Origin of the sequence: uncultured Friedmanniella sp. (assembly GCF_964244005.1) — a bacterium.
Taxonomy (GTDB): Bacteria; Actinomycetota; Actinomycetes; order Propionibacteriales; family Propionibacteriaceae; genus Microlunatus.
Genome location: NZ_CAXTHG010000003.1, coordinates 120,748 through 140,764 on the forward strand (window position 1 = coordinate 120,748; position 20,017 = coordinate 140,764).

Annotated in this window: 21 protein-coding genes and 1 riboswitch; of the genes, 8 read left to right on the forward strand and 13 right to left on the reverse strand. The window is 70.9% G+C overall.

The features are described from left to right. Positions 1-20: 20 nt before the first annotated feature. Genes pstC through pstB form a run of 3 tightly spaced genes read left to right on the forward strand, consistent with a single transcriptional unit; the run spans position 21 to position 2,846 of the window. A complete protein-coding gene (gene pstC, locus ACFE76_RS03005; protein ID WP_375430256.1) occupies positions 21-1,148 on the forward strand; it encodes a phosphate ABC transporter permease subunit PstC in 1,128 nt (375 codons plus the stop codon). Further along, complete coding sequence (gene pstA / locus ACFE76_RS03010) at positions 1,145-2,065, forward strand: phosphate ABC transporter permease PstA (RefSeq protein ID WP_375430257.1); 921 nt, start codon at positions 1,145-1,147, stop codon at positions 2,063-2,065. The genes pstC and pstA overlap by 4 nt, the downstream gene beginning before the upstream one ends. A gap of 4 nt (positions 2,066-2,069) precedes the next feature. Beyond that, positions 2,070-2,846: a phosphate ABC transporter ATP-binding protein PstB gene (pstB, locus tag ACFE76_RS03015; RefSeq protein WP_375430258.1), complete on the forward strand. Its 777-nt coding sequence runs from the start codon at positions 2,070-2,072 to the stop codon at positions 2,844-2,846. A 24-nt stretch (positions 2,847-2,870) separates the two neighbouring features. Here the strand turns inward: pstB and ACFE76_RS03020 are convergent, their stop codons facing one another. Both ACFE76_RS03020 and ACFE76_RS03025 read right to left on the reverse strand, forming a co-directional pair. After that, positions 2,871-3,449, reverse strand: a complete 579-nt coding sequence (locus ACFE76_RS03020) for an OmpA family protein (protein ID WP_375430259.1) — start codon at positions 3,447-3,449, stop codon at positions 2,871-2,873. Next, positions 3,433-4,122: a hypothetical protein gene (locus ACFE76_RS03025; RefSeq protein ID WP_375430260.1), complete on the reverse strand. Its 690-nt coding sequence runs from the start codon at positions 4,120-4,122 to the stop codon at positions 3,433-3,435. The genes ACFE76_RS03020 and ACFE76_RS03025 overlap by 17 nt, the downstream gene beginning before the upstream one ends. 155 nt (positions 4,123-4,277) lie before the next feature. Between ACFE76_RS03025 and ACFE76_RS03030 the strand changes: the two genes are divergently transcribed. Then, entirely contained in the window at positions 4,278-5,276 is a 999-nt protein-coding gene (locus tag ACFE76_RS03030) for a DUF2510 domain-containing protein (RefSeq protein WP_375430261.1), read from the forward strand. Between the two features lie 154 nt (positions 5,277-5,430). Here ACFE76_RS03030 and ACFE76_RS03035 read toward each other — a convergent pair whose 3' ends face one another. Continuing rightward, on the reverse strand, positions 5,431-6,750 hold the full coding sequence (locus ACFE76_RS03035; RefSeq protein WP_375430262.1) for a glycoside hydrolase family 3 N-terminal domain-containing protein: 1,320 nt from the start codon (positions 6,748-6,750) through the stop codon (positions 5,431-5,433). Positions 6,751-6,889: 139 nt separating this feature from the next. On the opposite strand from ACFE76_RS03035, the gene ACFE76_RS03040 reads away from it, so the two are divergent. Further along, complete coding sequence (locus tag ACFE76_RS03040) at positions 6,890-7,465, forward strand: biotin transporter BioY (RefSeq protein ID WP_375430263.1); 576 nt, start codon at positions 6,890-6,892, stop codon at positions 7,463-7,465. Positions 7,466-7,636: 171 nt separating this feature from the next. Here the strand turns inward: ACFE76_RS03040 and ACFE76_RS03045 are convergent, their stop codons facing one another. Together ACFE76_RS03045 and ACFE76_RS03050 are read right to left on the reverse strand one after the other, a co-directional pair. Further along, the gene (locus ACFE76_RS03045) at positions 7,637-9,001 is read right to left on the reverse strand and encodes a mycothione reductase (RefSeq protein ID WP_375430264.1); all 1,365 of its coding nucleotides are present in this window, start codon (positions 8,999-9,001) and stop codon (positions 7,637-7,639) included. Between the two features lie 100 nt (positions 9,002-9,101). Beyond that, entirely contained in the window at positions 9,102-9,617 is a 516-nt protein-coding gene (locus tag ACFE76_RS03050; RefSeq protein WP_375430265.1) for a VOC family protein, read from the reverse strand. Positions 9,618-9,760: 143 nt separating this feature from the next. Next, positions 9,761-9,874, forward strand: a riboswitch (SAM riboswitch). An 18-nt stretch (positions 9,875-9,892) separates the two neighbouring features. On the opposite strand from ACFE76_RS03050, the gene ACFE76_RS03055 reads away from it, so the two are divergent. From ACFE76_RS03055 to ACFE76_RS03065, 3 genes are all read left to right on the forward strand, one after another. Then, positions 9,893-9,976 carry a putative leader peptide gene (locus tag ACFE76_RS03055; protein ID WP_375430340.1) on the forward strand — a complete coding sequence of 28 codons (84 nt, stop codon included), beginning with the start codon at positions 9,893-9,895 and terminating at the stop codon, positions 9,974-9,976. Between the two features lie 68 nt (positions 9,977-10,044). Then, positions 10,045-10,518, forward strand: coding sequence for a cysteine dioxygenase family protein (locus tag ACFE76_RS03060; RefSeq protein ID WP_375430266.1), 474 nt, complete (start codon positions 10,045-10,047; stop codon positions 10,516-10,518). Then, positions 10,515-10,916 (forward strand): rhodanese-like domain-containing protein, encoded by a 402-nt coding sequence (locus tag ACFE76_RS03065; protein WP_375430267.1) that lies wholly within the window; start codon positions 10,515-10,517, stop codon positions 10,914-10,916. The genes ACFE76_RS03060 and ACFE76_RS03065 overlap by 4 nt, the downstream gene beginning before the upstream one ends. 203 nt (positions 10,917-11,119) lie before the next feature. Here the strand turns inward: ACFE76_RS03065 and ccsB are convergent, their stop codons facing one another. From ccsB to ACFE76_RS03105, 8 genes are read right to left on the reverse strand one after another with little or no spacing between them, the layout of a single operon-like run. Then, on the reverse strand, positions 11,120-12,133 hold the full coding sequence (ccsB, locus tag ACFE76_RS03070) for a c-type cytochrome biogenesis protein CcsB (RefSeq protein ID WP_375430268.1): 1,014 nt from the start codon (positions 12,131-12,133) through the stop codon (positions 11,120-11,122). Then, positions 12,130-13,794, reverse strand: a complete 1,665-nt coding sequence (locus ACFE76_RS03075; RefSeq protein ID WP_375430269.1) for a cytochrome c biogenesis protein ResB — start codon at positions 13,792-13,794, stop codon at positions 12,130-12,132. The genes ccsB and ACFE76_RS03075 overlap by 4 nt, the downstream gene beginning before the upstream one ends. A gap of 8 nt (positions 13,795-13,802) precedes the next feature. Then, the gene (locus ACFE76_RS03080; protein WP_375430341.1) at positions 13,803-14,513 is read right to left on the reverse strand and encodes a cytochrome c biogenesis CcdA family protein; all 711 of its coding nucleotides are present in this window, start codon (positions 14,511-14,513) and stop codon (positions 13,803-13,805) included. A gap of 47 nt (positions 14,514-14,560) precedes the next feature. Next, positions 14,561-15,151 (reverse strand): TlpA family protein disulfide reductase, encoded by a 591-nt coding sequence (locus ACFE76_RS03085; protein WP_375430270.1) that lies wholly within the window; start codon positions 15,149-15,151, stop codon positions 14,561-14,563. Next, positions 15,151-15,834: a histidine phosphatase family protein gene (locus ACFE76_RS03090; protein ID WP_375430271.1), complete on the reverse strand. Its 684-nt coding sequence runs from the start codon at positions 15,832-15,834 to the stop codon at positions 15,151-15,153. Before ACFE76_RS03090 ends, ACFE76_RS03085 begins: the two co-directional genes overlap by 1 nt. Positions 15,835-15,838: 4 nt before the next feature. Next, the gene (hemL, locus tag ACFE76_RS03095; protein WP_375430272.1) at positions 15,839-17,203 is read right to left on the reverse strand and encodes a glutamate-1-semialdehyde 2,1-aminomutase; all 1,365 of its coding nucleotides are present in this window, start codon (positions 17,201-17,203) and stop codon (positions 15,839-15,841) included. After that, positions 17,200-18,309 carry a porphobilinogen synthase gene (gene hemB, locus ACFE76_RS03100; protein ID WP_375430273.1) on the reverse strand — a complete coding sequence of 370 codons (1,110 nt, stop codon included), beginning with the start codon at positions 18,307-18,309 and terminating at the stop codon, positions 17,200-17,202. The genes hemL and hemB overlap by 4 nt, the downstream gene beginning before the upstream one ends. Positions 18,310-18,341: 32 nt before the next feature. After that, positions 18,342-19,991, reverse strand: a complete 1,650-nt coding sequence (locus ACFE76_RS03105; protein ID WP_375430274.1) for a uroporphyrinogen-III synthase — start codon at positions 19,989-19,991, stop codon at positions 18,342-18,344. Between the last annotated feature and the right edge of the window lie 26 nt (positions 19,992-20,017).

The following is a 20,017-nucleotide window of genomic DNA, read 5'->3' on the forward strand; positions in this document are numbered from 1 at the left end:
TCAGCAACCACAGGAGGGTCATGTCCGCCACCGAGACCGGCACGGCTGACGCGCTGGAGCCCGGCCGGCAGAGCACCGCCGCCGAGCAGGATCCCGCCGTCTCCCCCGCCGAGACCCACGACGAACCCGAGGTGACCTCCCCGGTCCCGAGGGTGGTCGTCACCCGAACGGTGGCCCGCAGCAGCGAACGGGTGCCCGAGCGCGGCTCCGGCGTCAAGCTCGCCAGCATCAGCCGGACCGGCGACCGCATCTTCAGCGCCCTGGCCGGTGGCTCCGGCGTGGTGATCGTGGGCCTCGTCGTCTTCGTCGCCGTCTTCCTGCTGGCGCTGGCCCTGCCGGCCCTGTCGCGCGACCAGGACAACTTCCTGACCTCCCGCAACTGGATCGTGGTGGGCAACGAGCTGCGGTTCGGCATCCTCGGGCTGCTCTGGACCACCGTGCTGTCGTCGGTGATCGCCATGCTGCTGGCGGTGCCGGTCGCGATCGGGGTGGCGCTGTTTCTGACCCAGTACGCCCCCAAGCGGCTGTCGGGCCCGTTGTCGTTCGTGGTGGACCTGCTCGCCGCCGTGCCCTCGATCATCTTCGGTCTCTGGGGCCTGACCGTGCTCGGCCCGTTCCTCAACCCGGCGGGCGTCTGGATCTCGGCCCACCTCGGCTTCATCCCGCTCTTCGCCAACACGGGCGCCCAGCCGAAGAACTCGGTCTTCGTGGCCTCGATCGTGCTGGCCATCATGATCCTGCCGATCGTCACCGCGATCTCGCGCGACGTCTTCGCCCAGACCCCGCGCGACCACATCGAGGCCGCCCTGGCCCTGGGGGCGACGCGCTGGGAGATGATCCTGCGAGCCGTGATGCCGTACGGCCGTTCCGGTGTGATCAGCGCCTCGATGCTCGGCCTCGGTCGGGCGCTCGGCGAGACCGTGGCCGTGCTGATCATCCTCAGCACGCCGGCCGCCGGCGCCAAGTTCTCGCCCTCGATCTTCTCCGGCGGCGAGACCTTCGCCAGCAAGATCGCCAACAACGCGTCCGAATTCGACACCCCGTCCAAGACCGGCGCCTTCATCGCCGCCGGCCTCGTGCTCTTCGTGGTCACCTTCCTGGTGAACGCGTTGGCCCGGGTCGTCGCTGACAGGGGAAGTGCCAAATGAGCACCGCCGTGAGCCAGCCCACCGGCACCGACAACGAGAAGCTCTCGTTCCGTCGTCCCAGTGGGATCCGGACGTTCACCAACTCCCTCGCCTGGGTCTACGTCACCCTCGCCGCCGTGCTAGCGGTCATCCCGCTGGTCTGGGTGCTCTACACCGTAATCAGCAAGGGCTGGCGGCTGATCCTGACCTCGAACTGGTGGTTGCAGAGCCAGCGCGGCATCACTCCCCGCCGCGAGGGCGGTGGCGCCTACCACGCGATCATCGGCACGGTCGAGATCGGGCTGATCTGCGCCGTGATCGCGGTCCCGCTCGGCGTGCTCGGCGCGGTCTTCCTGATCGAGTACGCCCGCGGCACCAAGGCCGCCCGCGTGGTCAGCTTCACCGTCGACATCCTCAGCGGGATTCCCTCGATCGTGGCGGCGCTGTTCATCTACGCGCTGTTCATCACCATCTTCGGCTTCGGCCGCTCGGTGATCGCGGTCTCCTGCGCGTTGGTGCTGCTGATGCTGCCCGTGGTGCTGCGCTCGACCGAGGAGATGCTCAAGCTCGTCCCGGACTCCTTGCGGGAGGCCTCGTACGCCCTCGGCGTGCCGCGGTGGAAGACGATCCTCAAGGTCGTCATTCCGACCGCGTTCGGCGGCATCTCCACCGGCGTGGTGCTCGGGCTGGCCCGGGTGATGGGCGAGACGGCCCCGCTGTTGATCCTGGTCTCCTACGCCGTGGGCATCAACTTCTCCCCGACGGCCGCAACCATGGGCGCCCTGCCCACCATGATCAACTCCGGCCGCGACCAGGCGCCGACCCTGCCGGGCTACGAGCGTGTCTGGGCCGCTGCGCTCACCCTGATCCTCATCGTCATGCTGCTCAACCTGCTCGCCCGGGTGATCGCCCGCGCCAGCAAACTCAAGGAGAAGTAACCAGATGGCCAAGCGCATCGACGTCAACAACGTCGACATCTACTACGGCGGCTTCCACGCGGTCCAAGAGGTGTCGATGACGGTCGAGCCCCGTACGGTGACCGCCTTCATCGGCCCGTCCGGGTGCGGCAAGTCCACCCTGCTGCGGACGCTGAACCGGATGCACGAGGTCATCCCCGGTGCACACGTCAAGGGCAGCATCAGCCTGGACGGCACGGACCTCTACGGGCCCGGGGTCGACCCCGTCGCCGTCCGTCGGGTGGTCGGCATGGTCTTCCAGCGACCCAATCCGTTCCCGTCGATGTCGATCTTCGACAACGTGGCTTCGGGTCTGCGGCTGAACGGGGTCAAGAACAAGAAGGTGCTCACCGAGGCGGTCGAGCGGTCGCTGATGGCGGCCAACCTCTGGAACGAGGTCAAGGACCGGCTCGGTCGGGCCGGGATCGGCCTCTCCGGCGGTCAGCAGCAGCGGCTCTGCATCGCCCGGGCCATCGCGGTGGAGCCCCAGGTCATCTTGATGGACGAGCCGTGCTCGGCCCTGGACCCGATCTCCACGCTCGCGATCGAGGACCTGATCGGTGAGCTCAAGGAGCAGTACACCGTGGTCATCGTGACCCACAACATGCAGCAGGCCGCCCGGGTGAGCGACCAGACAGCGTTCTTCAACCTGGCTGCGCAGGGCAAGCCGGGCCGGCTGATCGAGATCGGGTCGACCGAGAAGATCTTCTCCAACCCCAACGAGAAGGCGACCGAGGACTACATCACCGGCCGCTTCGGCTGAGTGACTGGTGGTGCATCGGGGGGCTCACTTCTTGCTGTAGACCACCACGACCCGGCGGTTGACCTTCCGGTTCTTCTCCGAGGTGTTGGGGACGGCGGGGTCGGCTTCGCCACGGCCGACCACCGTGAAGGCGAAGTCGGCGGCGGGCAGGTCTGACCGGAGCAGGCGAGCGACAGCTGTGGCCCGTTGCCGGCTGAGGGTCTTGCCGTGTGCCGCCGACCCGAGGTCGTCGGTGTAGCCGGTGATGCGGACGGACCCGGCGCCCTGCCCGGCCAGCTGCTGGCCGACCTCGCGCAGCCGGTCGCGCGCCTTGGCGTTGATCTTCGCGCTGTCGAGGCCGAACAGCACGGTCGAGTCCAGCGTGATCGTCGTCTTGCTAGGCAGCCGCTCGACCCGGGCCTCACGCTTGAGGTCGGACTCGCCGAAGGAGATGTCGAGAACCGGCGCCACGACGTCGGCGACCGGAGCTGTCACGTTGACGACCGGAGCGACCGGGCCTGGGGCTGCCGAGGCCGAGCCCGGGCCGAGCAGGCCGCCGACCAACAGCAGACCCAGCCCGAGGACGTACGGCCGCGCGGACCGACGGTCACTGGACCGGGACATCCTTCACCGTCCCGAAGTTGGGGATCTTGACGTCGACGATCGTCACGTCCGCAGGCGGCGCCGCAAAGGTCGCCGAGAGCACGACCGGGACGTTGCCGGACAGGAAGACCGACGAGAGGCTGCGGGAGCACAGACAGTTGCCAACGCCGTCGGAGGCGACCAGGTAGAGCTTGCTGTTCTTGCCGTCCACGAGCTGCAGGCCGTCACCGGCGAGGCCGGTGGAGTCGCTGGCCTTGTAGTCGCCGTCGGAGAGCAGATCGGCGACCTGGAGACGGTCGGTGCTGTCGACAGGTGAGCTGAGGGTGTAGTTGACGGTGCTCGTCGTGCCGCTGCGGAGCACCGGGTAGAGGGTCACGGTGACCTTCTTGCCGCCCTTGGACGAGGTCCGGGTGGCCACCGACTGACCGAGCTCGCTGCCGGCACCAGGCTGGTTCGGATCGGCCGGCGTGGGCGCGGCGGTGGCCGGGTCGGTGCCGGTCGGGGTAGCGCTGGGGCTCCCGGTCGTCGAAGCGGTCGGATCGTTGCTGCTGGCCGGAGCCGAGGTCGCCGGCGGCGGCGCGTCCGAGGTCGGAGCGCTCGAGGCGGGCGGGTCCGAGGCCCCGCCGAGCACACTGCAGCCGGTGACCGCGACGGCCAGGACGGCCGTCAGACCGATGGTGGTGATCGTGCGCATGGTTCCCCCTTGAGCCCTGCGACTCTCGCCGGACCCCCCGGCAGCGTAGGTGAGGATCGGGCTCACTGCTGCCGATCAGAGGCCCGACCTGTGGATTGGCTAGGAGGTCGCTCGATCCCTCAGCTACGACGGCGCGCCGACATAGACTCGCCGGCGTGAGCGCACAGGCTGGGTGGTACCCCGATCCCGGGGGCGGCCAGGACCTCTACCGGTACTGGGACGGTCGGGCCTGGTCCGCCGCCACGTCGCCCAACCCAGCCGCACCGCCGCCCACGCGCGGGCTGCTCGGCCCCTCCTCCCCCGCGGCGAGCACCGGCGCCACTCCTGCCGGTACGGGCTACGCCACCGGCGGGCAGTCCTACGGCGCGCAGTCGTATGGCCAGCAGCCGTACGGAAGCACCGGCTACGCGGCGGCCGGCTCGGCCTACCAGGGCTATCAGCAGACCGCCCGCAAGCGGTCGCCGCTGGGCTGGTGGCTGGCTGGTGGCGCCCTCCTCCTGGTCATTGCCGTGATCGCGGTGATCGCGGTGCGGACGACTACCGGGCTGACCGGCCCGGTGGCCGGTCCCGGCGGCCAGGGCAGCCAGAACGCGTGCCCGGTCGCCAAGGAACAGAGCGACGACCCCAACCAGGACCCCAACGACGGCCGGGTGCACGGCGGCCCGCTCTCCTACCCCGAGCTCGTCGCCCCGTGGGGGCCGCCCACGTCCAGCGGTAATCCCGTCCCCTTCGGCACCGACATCCGCATGCAGTCTGTGCTCGATCAGGCCAACTACGACGGCACGGAGGACCACGACTGGGTCGCCTCCATCCTGGTCGCCGAGCTCCAGGCGGGGGACGGCTTCTTCTCCCCCGAGGAGGGCTCGAAGATCGTCGTGAAGTGCGTCATCGGCACCTTCTACGGCAACGCCCAGGTCACCAGTGACGTCAAGGTCAACCGGGCCACCACGATCGACGGGCACGACGCCTGGATCGTCGAGTCCGCGTTGAGCTTCGACATCCCGGGGCTGAACGCCAAGGGCGAACGGCTGATCGTCGCGATCGTGGCCGACGGAGCCCGCTCGGGCCTCTTCTACGCCTCCATCCCCGACACCCGGCCCGACCTCGTCGCCCCCGCCCGGGCCGCTCTCGCCCAGCTGTCCGTCGACAGCTGACCGAGCGAACGCGGAAGCCGACCCGGCCCCCCGCCGCGCCACCACCCCCCGGCCAGAGGCCTGACGGTCACTTCACAGGCTCAAGGGTCACTTTGCCACTGCGCCCGCGGGTGTGATGTCGGCCGTCGGCCTGTGAAGTGACGGACAGACCGGGTCAGCAGCGGATCAGGCCGCGGCGGTCCTTCATGGCCAGGACCCGGGCAGCGCTCTCGTCGACCCGGGCGGCGAAGTCGGGGTCGCTCTCGGCGCGGGCCACGAGCGCCTTGGCCGAGGCCTCCGCCAGATCGGGATCGGCGACGATGGCCAGGTCCCCGCCGGCCAGCAGGAAGCGCATCACCCGCTGGTTCGCCGGGACGTCGCTCACGCCTCTGGCGGCGAGGTCGTCGGAGATCACGACCCCGTCGAACCCGAGGTCGCCGCGGATCATGGTGCCGATCACCGTCGGGGAGAAGGCGGCCTGCTGCTTGGCGTCGATCTGGCGGTAGATGGCCGAGGAGACCATCACCATGTCGACCCGGGCGTCCACGGCGGCCTGGAAGCCCTTCAGCGCCGGGTCCCTGCGGGTCGTGACCGTGTCGACCACGCGTGCCTCGGTGTCGGTGTTGCCCCGGACACGGCCGAGCCCAGGGAAGTGCTTGACCGCGGTGGCGATGCCCGCGTTGTCCATCCCGGTCGTGTAGGCGGCGACCTTGCGGGCCACGATGCTCGGCGAGGGGCCGTAGCCGCGGCGCAGCTGGCCGATCGGCTGGTTGACCGCCACCAGGTTGCGGGGCACAACGTCGGCGACCGGGGCGAGGTTGACGTTGATCCCCGCCTTGTCCAGCCCGTCGCCCCAGGTCTCGGCCTCGGTGGCCAGGCTCTCGTCGGACAGCTTGGCCTGCAGCACCGCCGACGGGATGTCGGCGAAGCCGCTGCCGGCGAGCCGCTGCACGAGCCCGCCCTCCTGGTCGGCCGCAACCATCACGTTCACCCGTTGCGGCCGGTCGGCCGCGTCGCGCACATCGGCAATCACCTGCTGGGTGGCCGACACGCCGGCCTTGGAGTTGCCGAGCAGCAGCACGCTGCCGGCGTGGGTGCGGCCGATCATCGCGGCCCGGGACGTGGACAGCCCCGTCGAGCTGGACGAGACCATCAGCAGCTGCCCCACCCGCTCGGCCAGGCTGAGCTCGCTGACGAGCCGCATGCACGCGGCCGCCGTGGGCAGCGGGGGGGTTTCCGACGGCGTCGGGGTGCTGCTCGGTGAGCTCGACCGCGGTGCCGTCGACGGGCTGGGCGAGCCGGACGCGGGCGCGGTGCCGCCGCTGGACGCCGGGCCGGTGGCCGCCGGGGTGCCGCCGGGGATGGTGCAGGCCGCCAGCACCAGTACGGTCGCGCTCAGGGCGAGGGCGGTACCGCGTACGGTCAGCAACGCCGTCAGACCGCGGGTCGCGACGTGGAGCCGACGGCCCCCGGCGCGGGGTTCGGGCGTGGCCACGGCTACCTCCTGGTTCGGGGCGTCCACTCTTGAGATGCCTGTTCAACCGGCGCGGGCGCGCGCCCTAAGGTTGGGCCACACGCGTTACCGGCCGCAACTGCGGGTACCGGCAACAGCCCACACACCTTCGGGAGGACCCATGTCGAGCATCAGCGTAAGTCCCCGGACCCTGGCCGACGTGCTGCCGGGCGGGCTTGCCCGCAGTGTGGCTCTGGTCGTCGGCGGCGCCGTCTTCGTGGGTCTCACGGCCCAGGTGGCGATCCCGCTGCCGTTCACCCCGATCCCGCTCTCGCTGCAGACCTTCTCGGTGCTGCTGGTGGGCGCGGTGCTGGGCAGCCGGCGCGGGGTCGCCTCGATGGCGTTGTACCTGCTGGCCGGCGCGGCGGGCGTGCCGTGGTTCGCCGCTCACCAGAGCGGCTGGTCGTTCGCCTCCTTCGGCTACGTGGTGGGCTTCGTGCTCGCCGCCTGGATCGTCGGCCGGCTGGCTGAGCGAGGTGCCGACCGGAACGTGCTGCGGACGGCCGGTGTGATGGTGCTCGGCAACCTCGCCATCTACGCCTGTGGCGTGCCCGGGCTGATGCTGGCGACCGGTCTGCCGCTGGCCAAGGCCCTGCTGCTCGGTGTCGTGCCCTTCCTCATCGGTGACGCCATCAAGATCGTCGTCGCCGCCGGCCTGCTGCCGGCCACCTGGAAGCTGGTCGGCAACCGCCGCTGACCAACGCATCGGCCGGCGGCGCCCGGTTCAGCCGCCGTCACCAGTCTGCCCGCGGGAACCATCGTGGTGGGCGCCAGCAACGCGACGCTGCACACCCGGCCCGTGGTTCTGCTCGCTCTCCGCGTTATCGACCCCGCCGACAAGACCCGACGTTCCGGATTTCCGACGGACTCAGCCGAGGGCGAGCAGCGCGTTCTCGATCACCTCGGCCATCGCCGGGTGAATCCAGTACTGGCCCCGAGCCACCTCAGCGGCGGTCTGGCCAAAGCTCATGGCCTGGATCAGCGGCTGGATCAGCGAGGACGCGTCCGGTCCGATCAGGTGGGCGCCGAGCAGCCGACCCGAGCTGCGGTCGCCGACCAGCTTGACGAAGTGGTCCTTGTCCTCCATCGCCCAGCCGTACGCGACGTCGCCGTACGCCTGCTGGGCGGCGGTGTAGTCGAGGCCCTGTTCGCGCGCTTGCCGCTCGGTCAGCCCGACGGCGGCGACCTGGGGCGAGGAAAAGACGGCGTGCGGCACGTAGCGGTGGTCGCTCGTCCTCAGGTCGTCGGGGTGCAGCAGGTTGTGCTGGACGACCCGGGCCTCGTGGTTGGCCACGTGCTTGAGCTGGTAGGGCGAGGAGACGTCGCCGAGCGCGTAGACGTGCGGGGCGCTCGTCCGCTGGTGGGCGTCGACCACGACGTAACCCTGCTCGTCGACCTCGATACCGGCGGCGTCCAGGTTGAGGGTGTCGCCGTTGGGCCGGCGGCCGGTGGCGATCAGCAGCACGTCCGCGGTCAGCTCCTGCTCCCCCGCGGCGTCCGCCACCGTCGCGGTCACGCCACCACCGTCGGTTGCTCGGACGCGGCGCAGGGTGCTGCCCGTCCGGAGGTCGATCCGCTCTCGGATCAGCTCGGTGAAGCGGGCCGAGACGTCGGCGTCCTCGCGGCTGAGCATCTGCTCGCCGCGGTTGACCACCGTCACCCGGGTGCCGTAGGAGGCAAAGATGTGGGAGAACTCGGCGGCGATGTAGCCGCCCCCGACGATGAGGATCGACCCGGGCAGCTCCGGCAGCCGCATCACGGTGTCCGAGGTGTGGTAGGTCACGCCTTCGAGTCCGGGGATGTCGGGGATGACCGGACGGCTGCCGGCCGCCAGCACGAAGCGGTCGGCGGTGATCGTCGCCTCCCCCACACGCAACGCGTGCTCCCCGACGAAGTGCGCCGCTTCCTGGAAGACGGTGACGTTGTCGTTGCTGCGGCGCCACGTGAGGCCGCCGGCAGAGATGGGGTCGATCCGGCCGAAGATGCGGTCCCGGATCTCGTCCCAGTGCACCGCGCCGAGCTCGAGGTCGACGCCGAGGCGGCGCGCGTGCGCCGGGCTGAGCGCGAGGTCGGCCGGGTGCACGAACATCTTGGTCGGGATGCAGCCCACGTTCAGGCAGGTACCGCCGAAGGTGCCCTTGTCGATCAGCGCGATCGAGGTCTCGGCGAAGCGTTCGTCGGCGATCGAGTTGCCCGAGCCGGAGCCGATGACGGCGAGATCGAAGTGCTGCACCCCGCCATCGTGCCAGGCCGCGCCAGCGGCCATCGGGTCCGACGGCCGCGCCAGCGGCCATCGGGTCCGAGGCAGCGACCGGGTCAGCCGGTGCCGCTGGTCAGACGGTGACGCCGAGCGGCACGCTGATGCCGAGGCCGCTGCGCGCGTCGCGCCCGTACCGTTCGATCTCACCAGCGAGGTCCAAGGGGCGCGTGGTCATCGCCGCGCCCGCGGCGAGCAGGTGCGCCGGGATCAGCCACACCACCTCGAACTCGATGCCGTCGGGGTCGGCGCCGTAGAGGGACTTGGTGGTGCCGTGGTCGGAGAGCCCGACCAGCGCGTCCGCCGCGGCCAGGGCGTGCTGCAGCTGCTCGAGGTCGCCAAGGGTGCTGACCTCCCAAGCCAGGTGGTAGAGCCCGACCGTCGAGCGACCGGCCGCACTGGGGGTGGCCTGCGGACCCGTCCGGAACAGGCCCAGGTCGTGGTCGTTGGTGGAGTCCGGGGCCCGCAGGAAGGCCGCCTGGCCGGGGATGGTCTCCACGACGCGGAAGCCGAGCACCTCGGTGTAGAACGCCACCGACCGGTCGAGGTCGGAGATGAAGAGGACGGCGTGGTTGAGGCGCTGGATCGGCATGGGGGCTCCCGCTAGAGTTGAAGTTTCAAGTTCACCGTACACCCCTGGAGACCGGCCAATGGTCGAGCGTGCTAATTGCCGCTATTTCCTATGGTGAGACAGGGGTTTGGTGCTACTCGGCGGCTGGGCTAACGTCTGTCCCAGGTCATGAGTGTCAGCGCACGGCCCCGGCTCGCTGACCAGCAACCCTCGGCGACGGTGGGGTGCTCCGGGTGAAGACCTGGTCGGCATCGTCCAGACGTCGGCAAACCAGCCGCCCACTCCGAGGAACGCCCGTGAAGTACCTCCACAGCCGGATCCACGTCGACCTGCAGCGCACCGCGAGCGCCAGCTGTCGGCGAATGCCCTGCTGCGTCTGAGTCCCGCTTCCCGTCGTCCCGTTGTTGCCCGACCCTCGTGGTCGCGCCGCGCCCCCAGGAGTTCCCACATGTCTATCCGTACGTCCCCGCTCGGGCAGATCGCCCGCTCCCTCGCCTCCCAGACCGACCTCTGGGAGCCGCTCGTCCGTTACGACGACCAGACCCGCTACTACACCCGCCTGCTCGGCGAGCCCGGCTACGAGGTGTGGCTGCTCAGCTGGCTGCCGGGCCAGGGAACGCTCTGGCACGACCACGGCGGTAGCGCCGGCGCCTTCGCCACCGTCCGTGGAACGCTGACCGAACGGCACGCGGTCGCGCTCGGGGACGGTACGGCGCGGATCGCCCCCGGCGAGCGCCGGCTTTCCGGTGGAGAGGTCCGTCCTTTCGGCCGACAGCACATCCACCAGGTCACCAACGACGACCTTGTACCAGCCGTCAGCATCCATGTCTATGCCCCGTCACTGAGCGAGATGCATGAGTACGAACCGTCCGGGACGCTGTTATCGTTGTCTCGATCCCAACTGGCTGGGGTGAATTGGTGAGCATCCTCATCCCGCCAGCCACCACGACCCGCACCGGTCGCAAGACCATCCAAGAAGTGCTGGAAATGGCCCGGGGGCGCCTCTCAAGGCTCACCCCAGCACAGGCCCGGAGTCTCTGGGGCGCCGGTGCGGTCGTGGTGGACATCCGTCCTGCAGCGCAACGCGCAGCGGAAGGCGATCTCCCCGGTGCCCTGCTGATCGAACGTAACGTGCTCGAGTGGCGGCTGGACCCGTCCAGTGACGCGGCCCTGCCGATCGCCTCGTACGACCTCCAGGTGATTGTCCTCTGTCAGGAGGGCTACACCTCCAGCCTCGCCGCCGCCGCCCTGCACGACCTCGGCGTCTGGCGCGCGACCGACGTCATCGGTGGCTTCGCCGCCTGGCGCGAGCTGCTCTAGGAGCGGGCCCTTCGCACCGCGCCAGCCCTCCGTGCGGCCGCTACCCCGGGGCCCACCCTGCACGGTCACTTCACACACTCGAGGGCGACCTCACACCTGCGGCAGCGGGTGTGAGGTCGCCCGCGAGTGTGTGAAGTGACCGGCCAGCCTTCGGCTGGGGCCTTTCGGCCTGGGCCGGGGGGCGGGTCAGTGAGGGTGGCGGGTCAGACGCCAGCGTAGGAGTGCAGGCCGGAGACCAGCAGGTTGATGCCGACGAAGTTGAACCAGAACGAGGCGAGGCCGATGATCGCGATCACGGCGGCCTTCTTGCCCCGCCAGCCGGCGGTCGAACGGGCGTGCAGGTAGCAGGCGTAGACCACCCAGGTGACCAGGGCCCAGGTCTCCTTGGGGTCCCAGCCCCAGTAGCGGCCCCAGGCGTACTCGGCCCAGACCGAGCCGGCGGCCACGGTGAAGGTCCACAGCGGGAAGGCGAAGGCGTGGAAGCGGTACGTGATCAGGTCGATCCGGCGGGAGGTCGGCAGCAGCGCCAGGTAGCCCTTGACGGTGCCGCGGTCCTCGGCGCGCTTCTTGAGCAGGTAGAGGATCGACATCAGGCCGCCGACGTTGAACGCGGCGCCCGAGATCGCCGCAGCGACGATATGGATCAGGAACCAGACCGAGTGCAGCGCCGGGACCAGCGGCGCCACCGCGACGTAGAACACGGTGACGGCCAGGCCGTTGCCGACCGCGGCCAGCAACGTCACCGGCAGGCCGAGCCAGCGCAGACCGGCCCGCCACACCATGAGCAGGTAGACCGCCACGATGAAGACCATCGCCGTGGTGGTGAACTCGAACATGTTGCCCCAGGGCGCCCGGCCCGCCGCGAGCCCGCGCAGCAGTACTCCACCAGTGCTGAGCAGGAACCCGATGATGGTCAGCGCGACACCCATCCGGCCGAACATCTCGACGCGCTGGGAGTTGGCACCCGTCAGCCCGTCGTCGGCCGCCGCGGACCTCGAGCCGGCGGCGGACCCGTCGTTGCGAGCGGACGGAGCGTCGACCTGGTCGTACACCACGTCGCCCCGTGCGCCCACCGCCGCCAGCTCACGCTCCGGCTCAGCCGCGGCCGCTCCGACGCTGCGCGCTGATGCCCACTCAGCAGCGTGGGCGAACATGGCCAGGGCGTAGACGACGACCGACGTCACGAACACGACGTTCGACAGGTACTCGTATCTCATCGGTCAGCTCTCTCACTGCGATCAGGGTGGTCTGTCAAAGATTCGTCGGCGTCGTCCTCGCCGAATGCGTGGGACGGGCCGGACAGCTCGGTGGCGAGCTCGGCGACGTCCTCGCTGAGCCCCGCCCGGGCGTCGGCGCGGTCCAGGCCGCCAACCTCGACCACGACAGAGCCGCCGTCGCCCCGCCGCGTCCGCACCCAGACCCGGCGCGGCCGGATGAACAGCGACAAGCAGAGGCCGAAGACGGCGAAGGCGATGGCTCCCAGCGAGATCGCCGAACCGGGTGAGTCCCCGATCTGCAGCTTGACCCAGCGGTCCCAGCCGTCCAGCTTGATGGTGCCGAGGTCGTCCGGCAGGGTGGCCAAGTCGCCGACGCCGAGCACCAGCCGCAGCGGCGCGCCCTTGTCGTCCTTCATCTCGGTCATCCCGGCGGTGTTGAGCGAGTACACGTTCTCGGGAACCCCGTTCTCGACCTTCGGCGGACCGTAGTAGCCGTTGAGGAACAGCGCCGGGTTGATGGCGTCCGGGAAACCCGAGGTCGGGATACCGGAGCCGTTGTCGACTGCCGTCGGCAGGAAAAAGCCCTCGAACGCCACCCGCTGCGGCCGCGCGTCCGGGGCCTTGATCGCACCGGCCGAGGTGAAGTTACCGTCCTGGGGCAGGAAGACGACCGGTCCCGAGAAGGAGACCTTGCCGTCGCCGTCGGTGATGGTGACCCGTGGGGCGTAGCCGTGGCCGATCAGGTGCACGGTGGTGCCGTTGACGTTCAGCGGGTGGTTGACCTCGAGCGTCTCCAGCTGCGGCGTCGCTCCGGGGCTGTCGGTCTCCTCGACCTCGGCCCTGAACAGCCGGGCCGCCCCCCGCTGCACCGCGCCGGTCTCGAACTGGACGTCGAAGCTCTTCACCACCAGGGCGAACGGGTTGAGGTCGGTATCGGAGAAGGCGCCGCCCGCGGCGAAGTCGTCGTACTGGGGAACGGTGTTGGAAAAGCCCTGACCGACCACCACCACGCTGCTGCCGCGGAAGCCGTACAGGCTGCCGATCGCGACGCCCAGCAGCACGAAGAGCAGGCTGACGTGGAAGACCAGGTTGCCGGCTTCGCGGAGGTAGCCGCGTTCGGCCGCCACCGAGTCCGCGCGCTCCTCGACCCGGTAGTGCCGGCGCCGGAGTGCGGACGCCGCCCGTTCGAGCACGGCGGACGCGTCGTCCGGGTTGGTCGGCGCCGTGCTGTACGCAGGCAGCCGGGCCAGGTTCTGCGGCGTCCGCGGCGGCCGGCCGCGGACGGCGCGGGCGTAGACGCCGACCCGCGGGACGATGCAGCCGACCAGGGACAGGAAGAGCAGCAGGTAGATCGCCGAGAACCAGGGCGAGGTGTAGACGTGGAAGACGCCGAGCTTGTCGTAGATCGGGCCCAGCGTGGGGTGCTCGGCGATGAAGTCCGACACCCGGACCGGGGAGATGTTGCGCTGCGGGACGAGCGAGCCCGGGATGGCGGCCACGGCGAGCGCGAACAGCAGCACCAGGGCCGTCCGCATCGAGGTCAGCTGGGTCCAGACGAACCGGAAACCGCCCCGCCAGCCCAGCCGGGGGAGGCTGCTCGGCCCGGGCGGTGGCGTGGCGCCGGCGGCGGTCTCGGGCTCGCGGACGTCCGTGGTGGTCATCGTGAGGCTCAGATCACCGGGACGAAGGTGGCGAAGGAGCGCAGCGAAGCGGTGACCTGGGTCCAGAGCCCGGTGACCAGCAGCAGCCCGACGGCCACCATCAGCACCCCGCCGGTCCGCAGCAGTGCGCCCTGGTGGCGGCGGAGGAAGCCGACGGCCCGGGCCATCCGGGTGTAGGCGAGCCCGGCGATGACGAACGGGACCCCGAGGCCCAGCGCGAAGACGAACGCGAGCAGGCCGCCGCGTAGGGCCGTGCCCTCGTTGTAGGCCAGGCTGTAGACGACGCCCAGCGTCGGCCCGATGCACGGCGTCCAGCCGAGCGCGAAGACGATGCCGAGCAGCGGGGCCGCGGCCACCCCGGCGGTGGGCACCCGGGACAGCCGCAGCTCCCGCTGACCCAACGGCACCACGCCGGCGAAGATCAGCCCGAGCAGGATGATCGCCACGCCGAGCGCCCGGCTGATCGGGTCGGAGTAGCGCAACAGCACCGAACCCAGGCTGCCGATCACGGTGCCGGTGGCCACGAAGACGACCGCGATGCCGAGGACGAACAACGACGTACCGATCAGCATCCGACCGCGCCGCCGGGTGCCCTCGAGCACCTCGGCGGCACCGAGTCCGGTGGCGTAGGAGAGGTAGCCCGGCAGCAGCGGCACCACGCACGGGGAGAAGAACGACACCAGTCCGGCCAGCAGCGCCACCGGTACGGCCAGCGCCATCGAGCCGCCGACCGCGGCCTGCGCCCAGCTGGCGAGGTCGAGCGGGATCATGTCTTCGCCACCGAGTTGATCACGGTCACCAAGGTGATCTTGGAGATCGGCCCGAGAATACGGACGGCCAGCCGGCCCTGGCGGTCGATGATCAAGGTCGTCGGGATCGCCTTGGCCGGCGCAGTCTTGGTGAAGGCAAGCAGGGTCGTGCCGTCGGGGTCGTAGATGCTGGGATAGGTGATCGCGTTCGCCCGGATGAAGGCCTGGGCCGGTGCCGGATCGTAGTCACGGGTGTTGATGCCCAGGAACTGCGCCACCTTGGCCGTCTCGGTACTGGCTTGCTGCAGGCCCGGCGCTTCCTCGCGGCACGGCGAGCACCACGAGCCCCAGACGTTCACCACCAGGACTTTGCCGACGTAGTCGGCGGTGGAGAGCGGCTTGCCGTCCAGGCTCTGGCCGGCCACCGCCGGCTGCGCCACCCGGTCGGCGGGTGAGATCTCGGTGACGACGCCCGTGGACCCGACGTAACCCTGCTGGTTGGCTTGGCCCGCTCCGCCGTCGGTCCTGCCGGTGCTGCAGGCGGAGACACCGAACACCAGGGCGGCGGTCAACACTACCGCCCCCGTCAGCCGCGCCAAGCCGATCATCAGGATCCCGCGACGAAGTTCTGCGGCCGCGGACCGGCGTACAGGGCGGCGGCCGGCTCGCGGTAGCCGACCGAGCTCAGCCGACCGTCGGTGTAGGTGAACGAGGTGACGCTGGCCAGCCGGCACTCGCGCTTACGCGGGTCGTGCACGAGCCGACGGCCCTCGGCGTCGCAGCGGGCCATCCAGATCGGCAGCTGGTGGGAGACCACGACCGCCTCGTGCCCCTCGGCGGCGACTGCCGCGTCGCGCAGCGCCAGCCGCATCCGGGCCACGATCTCGCGGTACGGCTCGCCCCAGCTCGGGGTGGCCGCGTTGCGGAAGAGCCACCAGATCGCCGGTGTCCCCAAGATGCGGCCGGCTGTGATCCTGCGCCCCTGCAGCTGGTTACCGGCCTCGATCACCTGCTCGTCGGTGGTCACCGGCAGTCCGAGCTGGTCCGCCAGCGGGGCGATCGTCTCCTGCGCCCGCTCGAGCGGGGAGCAGCGCAGGTGGACGATGTCGCGACCGTCGAGGTCGGCCGCCACCGCCAGCGCCATCTCGCGACCCAGGTCGGAGAGGTGGAAGTCGGGCAGCCGCCCGTACAGCATGCCGGTGGGGTTGAAGACCTCGCCGTGCCGGACCAGGTGCACGACCGTCGTGGTGGCCCGAGGACGTCCGGGCGCCGGGCTGATCTCGCTGCTCACCGGCTCATCCTCTCGCGGCGGCCACGGCGGCGGCCGGGAGCGCGCTGACCACTCGGTCGAGCGCGGCGTCGTCGTGGGCGGCGGAGAGGAACCAGCCCTCGAAGGCGCTCGGCGGCAGATAGACGCCGGAGTCGAGCATCGAGTGGAAGAAGGCGGCGTACGCGGCCGTGTCCTGGCGGGCCGCCGTGGCGTAGTCCGGGACGGCGGTCACACCGTCGGGCACGAAGAAGACGCTGAACAGGTTCCCGGCCGCCTGCACGACGTGCGGGACGCCGGCGTGCGACAGCGCCGCCGTCACCTCGGCCTGCAGCCGCAGCGCCGCGGAGTCGACGTGGGCGTAGACCTCGTCGGTGGCCAGCCGCAGCGTGGTCAGGCCGGCCGTGGCCGCCACCGGGTTCCCCGAGAGCGTGCCGGCCTGGTAGACCCCGCCGACCGGGGCGAGGTGCTGCATCAGGCCGGCGCGGCCGCCGAACGCCGCCGCCGGGAAGCCGCCGCCCATCACCTTGCCGAAGGTCATCAGGTCCGGGACGACGCCGTCGAGGCCGTACTGACCCGAGCGGGTGAGCCGGAAGCCGGTCATCACCTCGTCGGAGACGAACAGCGCCCCGTGCCGGGCGCAGATGTCGGCGAGGAAGGCGTTGAAACCGACCCCGTCCTCCACCCCGGGCGGGACGACGCCCATGTTGCCGGCGGCCGCCTCGGTGACCAGGCAGGCGATCTGGTCGCCGTACGTCGCGAACGCCTCACGCACGGCCGCGCGGTCGTTGTAGGCCAGCACGATGGTGTCAGCGGTGGTGGCGGCGGTGACCCCCGGCGATCCGGGGACCGCGGCGTCGCCGGAAAAGGATGACCCGCTACGAGCGGCCAGGGTGGCGACCCCGGAACCGGCGGCGGCCAGCAGCGCGTCGACGTGGCCGTGGTAGCAGCCGGCGAACTTGATGATCTTGTCCCGACCGGTGATGCCGCGGGCCAGCCGCAGCACCGACATGGTGGCCTCGGTGCCGGAGTTGACCAGCCGGACCTGCTCGACCGGCGTCCGGTCGATGATCTCGGCGGCGAGCTCGACCTCGGCGGTGGTCGGGGCGCCGTAGGAGGTGCCGCGCGACGCCGCCTCGGCGACCGCGCCGATCACCTCGGGGTGGGCGTGGCCCAGCAGCATCGGGCCCCAGGAGCAGATCAGGTCGACGAGCTCGTTGCCGTCGGCGTCGTAGAGGTACGGGCCCGTGGCGCTGGCGATGAAGCGGGGCGTGCCGCCGACGGAGAGGAACGCCCGGACGGGTGAGTTGACCCCGCCGGGGGTGACGGTCTGGGCGCGCGCGAACAGCGCCGCCGACCGGGTGTCGGTCCTCGGCTTCGCCGTCGAGGTCATGTGGCCACCGCCTCGGACGCAGTCCGACCGTCGAACCGTCTCGACGAAGGAGGGCTTGGTTCGCCGGAACCAACAACGCGTGAGCGCTCGCGCTCTCCTCGCCTGTCGTCGCGAAGCGACTGTGCCCACTCCTGGGCCCAGTAGGTCAGCACGATGTCGGCGCCGGCGCGGCGGATGGAGGTGAGCGTCTCGGCGATGGCCGGCTCGCGGCTGATCCAGCCGTTCGCGGCAGCGGCCTCGACCATGGCGTACTCGCCGGAGATGTTGTACGCGGCCACGGGCACGTCGACGGCCTCGCGGACGGCGCGGATCACGTCCAGGTAGGCCAGGGCCGGCTTGACCATCACGATGTCGGCGCCCTCGGCGAGGTCCAGCGCCACCTCGCGCAGCGCCTCGCGCACGTTGGCGCCGTCCTGCTGGTAGGTCTTGCGGTCGCCGGTCAGCGACGACCCGACCGCCTCGCGGAACGGACCGTAGAAGGCGGAGGTGTACTTCGCGGCGTAGGCCAGGATGGTGGTGTCGATGAGCCCGGCGGCGTCCAACGCGTCGCGGATCGCCCCGACCTGGCCGTCCATCATCCCGCTGGGGCCGACGACGTGGGCGCCAGCCTCGGCGTGCAGCACGGCCATCTCGGCGTAGATCGCCACGGTCGCGTCGTTGTCCACCAGGCCGGACGGGGTGAGCACGCCGCAGTGCCCGTGGTCGGTGAACTCGTCCAGGCAGACGTCCGACATCACCAGCAGGTCGCCACCGACCTCCGTCCGGACCGCCCGAATGGCTTCGGTGAGGATGCCGTGCGGGTCGACCGCGCCGGTGCCCCGGGCGTCCTTGTGCTCGGGCACCCCGAAGAGCATGATGCCGCCCAGCCCGACCTGCGCGGCCTCGACCGCCGCCTTGCGCAGCGTGTCGAGGGTGTGCTGGACGACGCCGGGCATCGACGAGATCGGCCGCGGCTCGGACAGTCCCTCCGCCACGAACGCGGGCAGCACCAGCTGGCGCGGAGCGACATTCGTCTCCGCCACCATCGAGCGCATCGCCGGCGACGTACGCAGCCGCCGAGGACGGGATCTGATGGTCAGCGGGGCGCTCTCAGACTGGGAGTTCATGGCCTGTCCAACCTAGCGCCGCCCTCCGACAATCACACCCGACGGCGGGGTGACGTACGCCTCTGCGACGGCTTGAGCACCGGCTCGCCCTCGGCGAGGAAGCCGTCTCGACGCTCGGCGGCAAAGCTGGCGAGCGCGTCGGCCAGGTCGACCACCGACGGCTTGCCGGCGACCACGTCGACCCGCAGCCCGTGCTCCTCACACGTCTTGGCCGTGGCCGGGCCGATGGCCGCGATGATCGTCGAGGGATGCGGCTTGCCGGCGATACCGACCAGGTTGCGGACCGTGGAGGAGGAGGTGAAGACGACGGCGTCGAACTTGCCCGTCTTGATCGCCTCGCGGACCGGGGCGGGCGGCGGCGTCGCCCGGACGGTGCGGTAGGCGGTGACGTCCTCGACCTCCCAGCCGAGGGCGGTCAAGCCGGCAGTCAGGGTCTCGGTCGCGATGTCGGCGCGAGGCAGGAAGACCCGGTTGATCGGGTCGAGCACCTCGTCGAAGGGCGGGAACTCCGCAGCGAGGCCGGCAGCGGACTGCTCGCCGCTAGGCACCAGGTCGGGCTCGATCCCCCAGGCCTGCAGGGCGGCGCCGGTCACCGAACCGACGGCGGCGACCTTGAGCCCGGAGAACGCGCGTGCGTCGAGCCCGTACTCGTCGAACTTCTCCCGCAGCGCCTTGACCGCGTTCACCGAGGTGAAGGCGACCCACTCGTAGCGGCCCTCGACCAGACCGCGCAGGGCCTTGTCCATCTGCAGCGGGCTCCGCGGCGGCTCGACCGAGATGGTCGGGACCTCCTCGCTGTGCGCGCCGTACGTGCGCAGCCGGGCCACCATCGGCCCGGCCTGGTCCTTGGTGCGGGGCACCAGGACCCGCCAGCCGAAGAGCGGCTTGGACTCATACCAGCTGAGCTCGCGGCGCTGCTCGGCCGCGGCGCCGACGATGACGTGCAGGGGGTCGAGGCCGGGAGCCTTCACCGCGGACACCGTCTCGACGAGCCCGGTCAGCGTGGTCGGCAGCGTGATCTGCTCGGTGCTGCCACCGTGCAGGGTGACGATGACGTGGTCGTCGCCGGCCCGGCCGGCCGCGAGCGCCGCGTCGACGAGCCCGCCGACCATCGAGACCAGCGTGCTCACGACGATGGTCGCGGCGCTGCCCCACTGTCCGGTGTTGGCCTTGCTGAACTTGCCGTCGGTCACGGAGGCGAACTGCACCCCGCCCGCGTGGATCAGGTCGATGCCGGCGTACTCGGGCACGGCGGTGAGGCTGGAGACGCCGGGGACGACCTCGAAGTCGATGCCGCCGCGGACGCACGCCGCCGCCTCGTCGGCCACCGCGTTGTCCAGGAAGGGGTCACCGGTGACCAGCCGGACCACCCGCGAACCGGCGGCCGCGTGCCGCAGCACGATCTTGGCCCGGGCCGAGGCGGACAGCGGACGGCCGCCCTCGTTGCTGCCGAGCGTGGTCACCTCGGCGCCCTCGGCGAGCGTGATGGCCGGATGGGACAGGATCTCGGACTGACGCTCGCTGTCCAGGATGACCGCGCTGGCGTCAGCGAGGGCGGCGATGGCGCCGAGGGTGAGCAGGTCGGGGTCGCCGGGGCCGGTGCCGACAAAGATGACGCGTCCTCGAGTGGCGCGGGTCGTGGCGGTGGGGGTCCGGGGCTGGTGCACCGAGGATGAGCTCACTGACGTATCTCGCGTTCTGTTGTCCG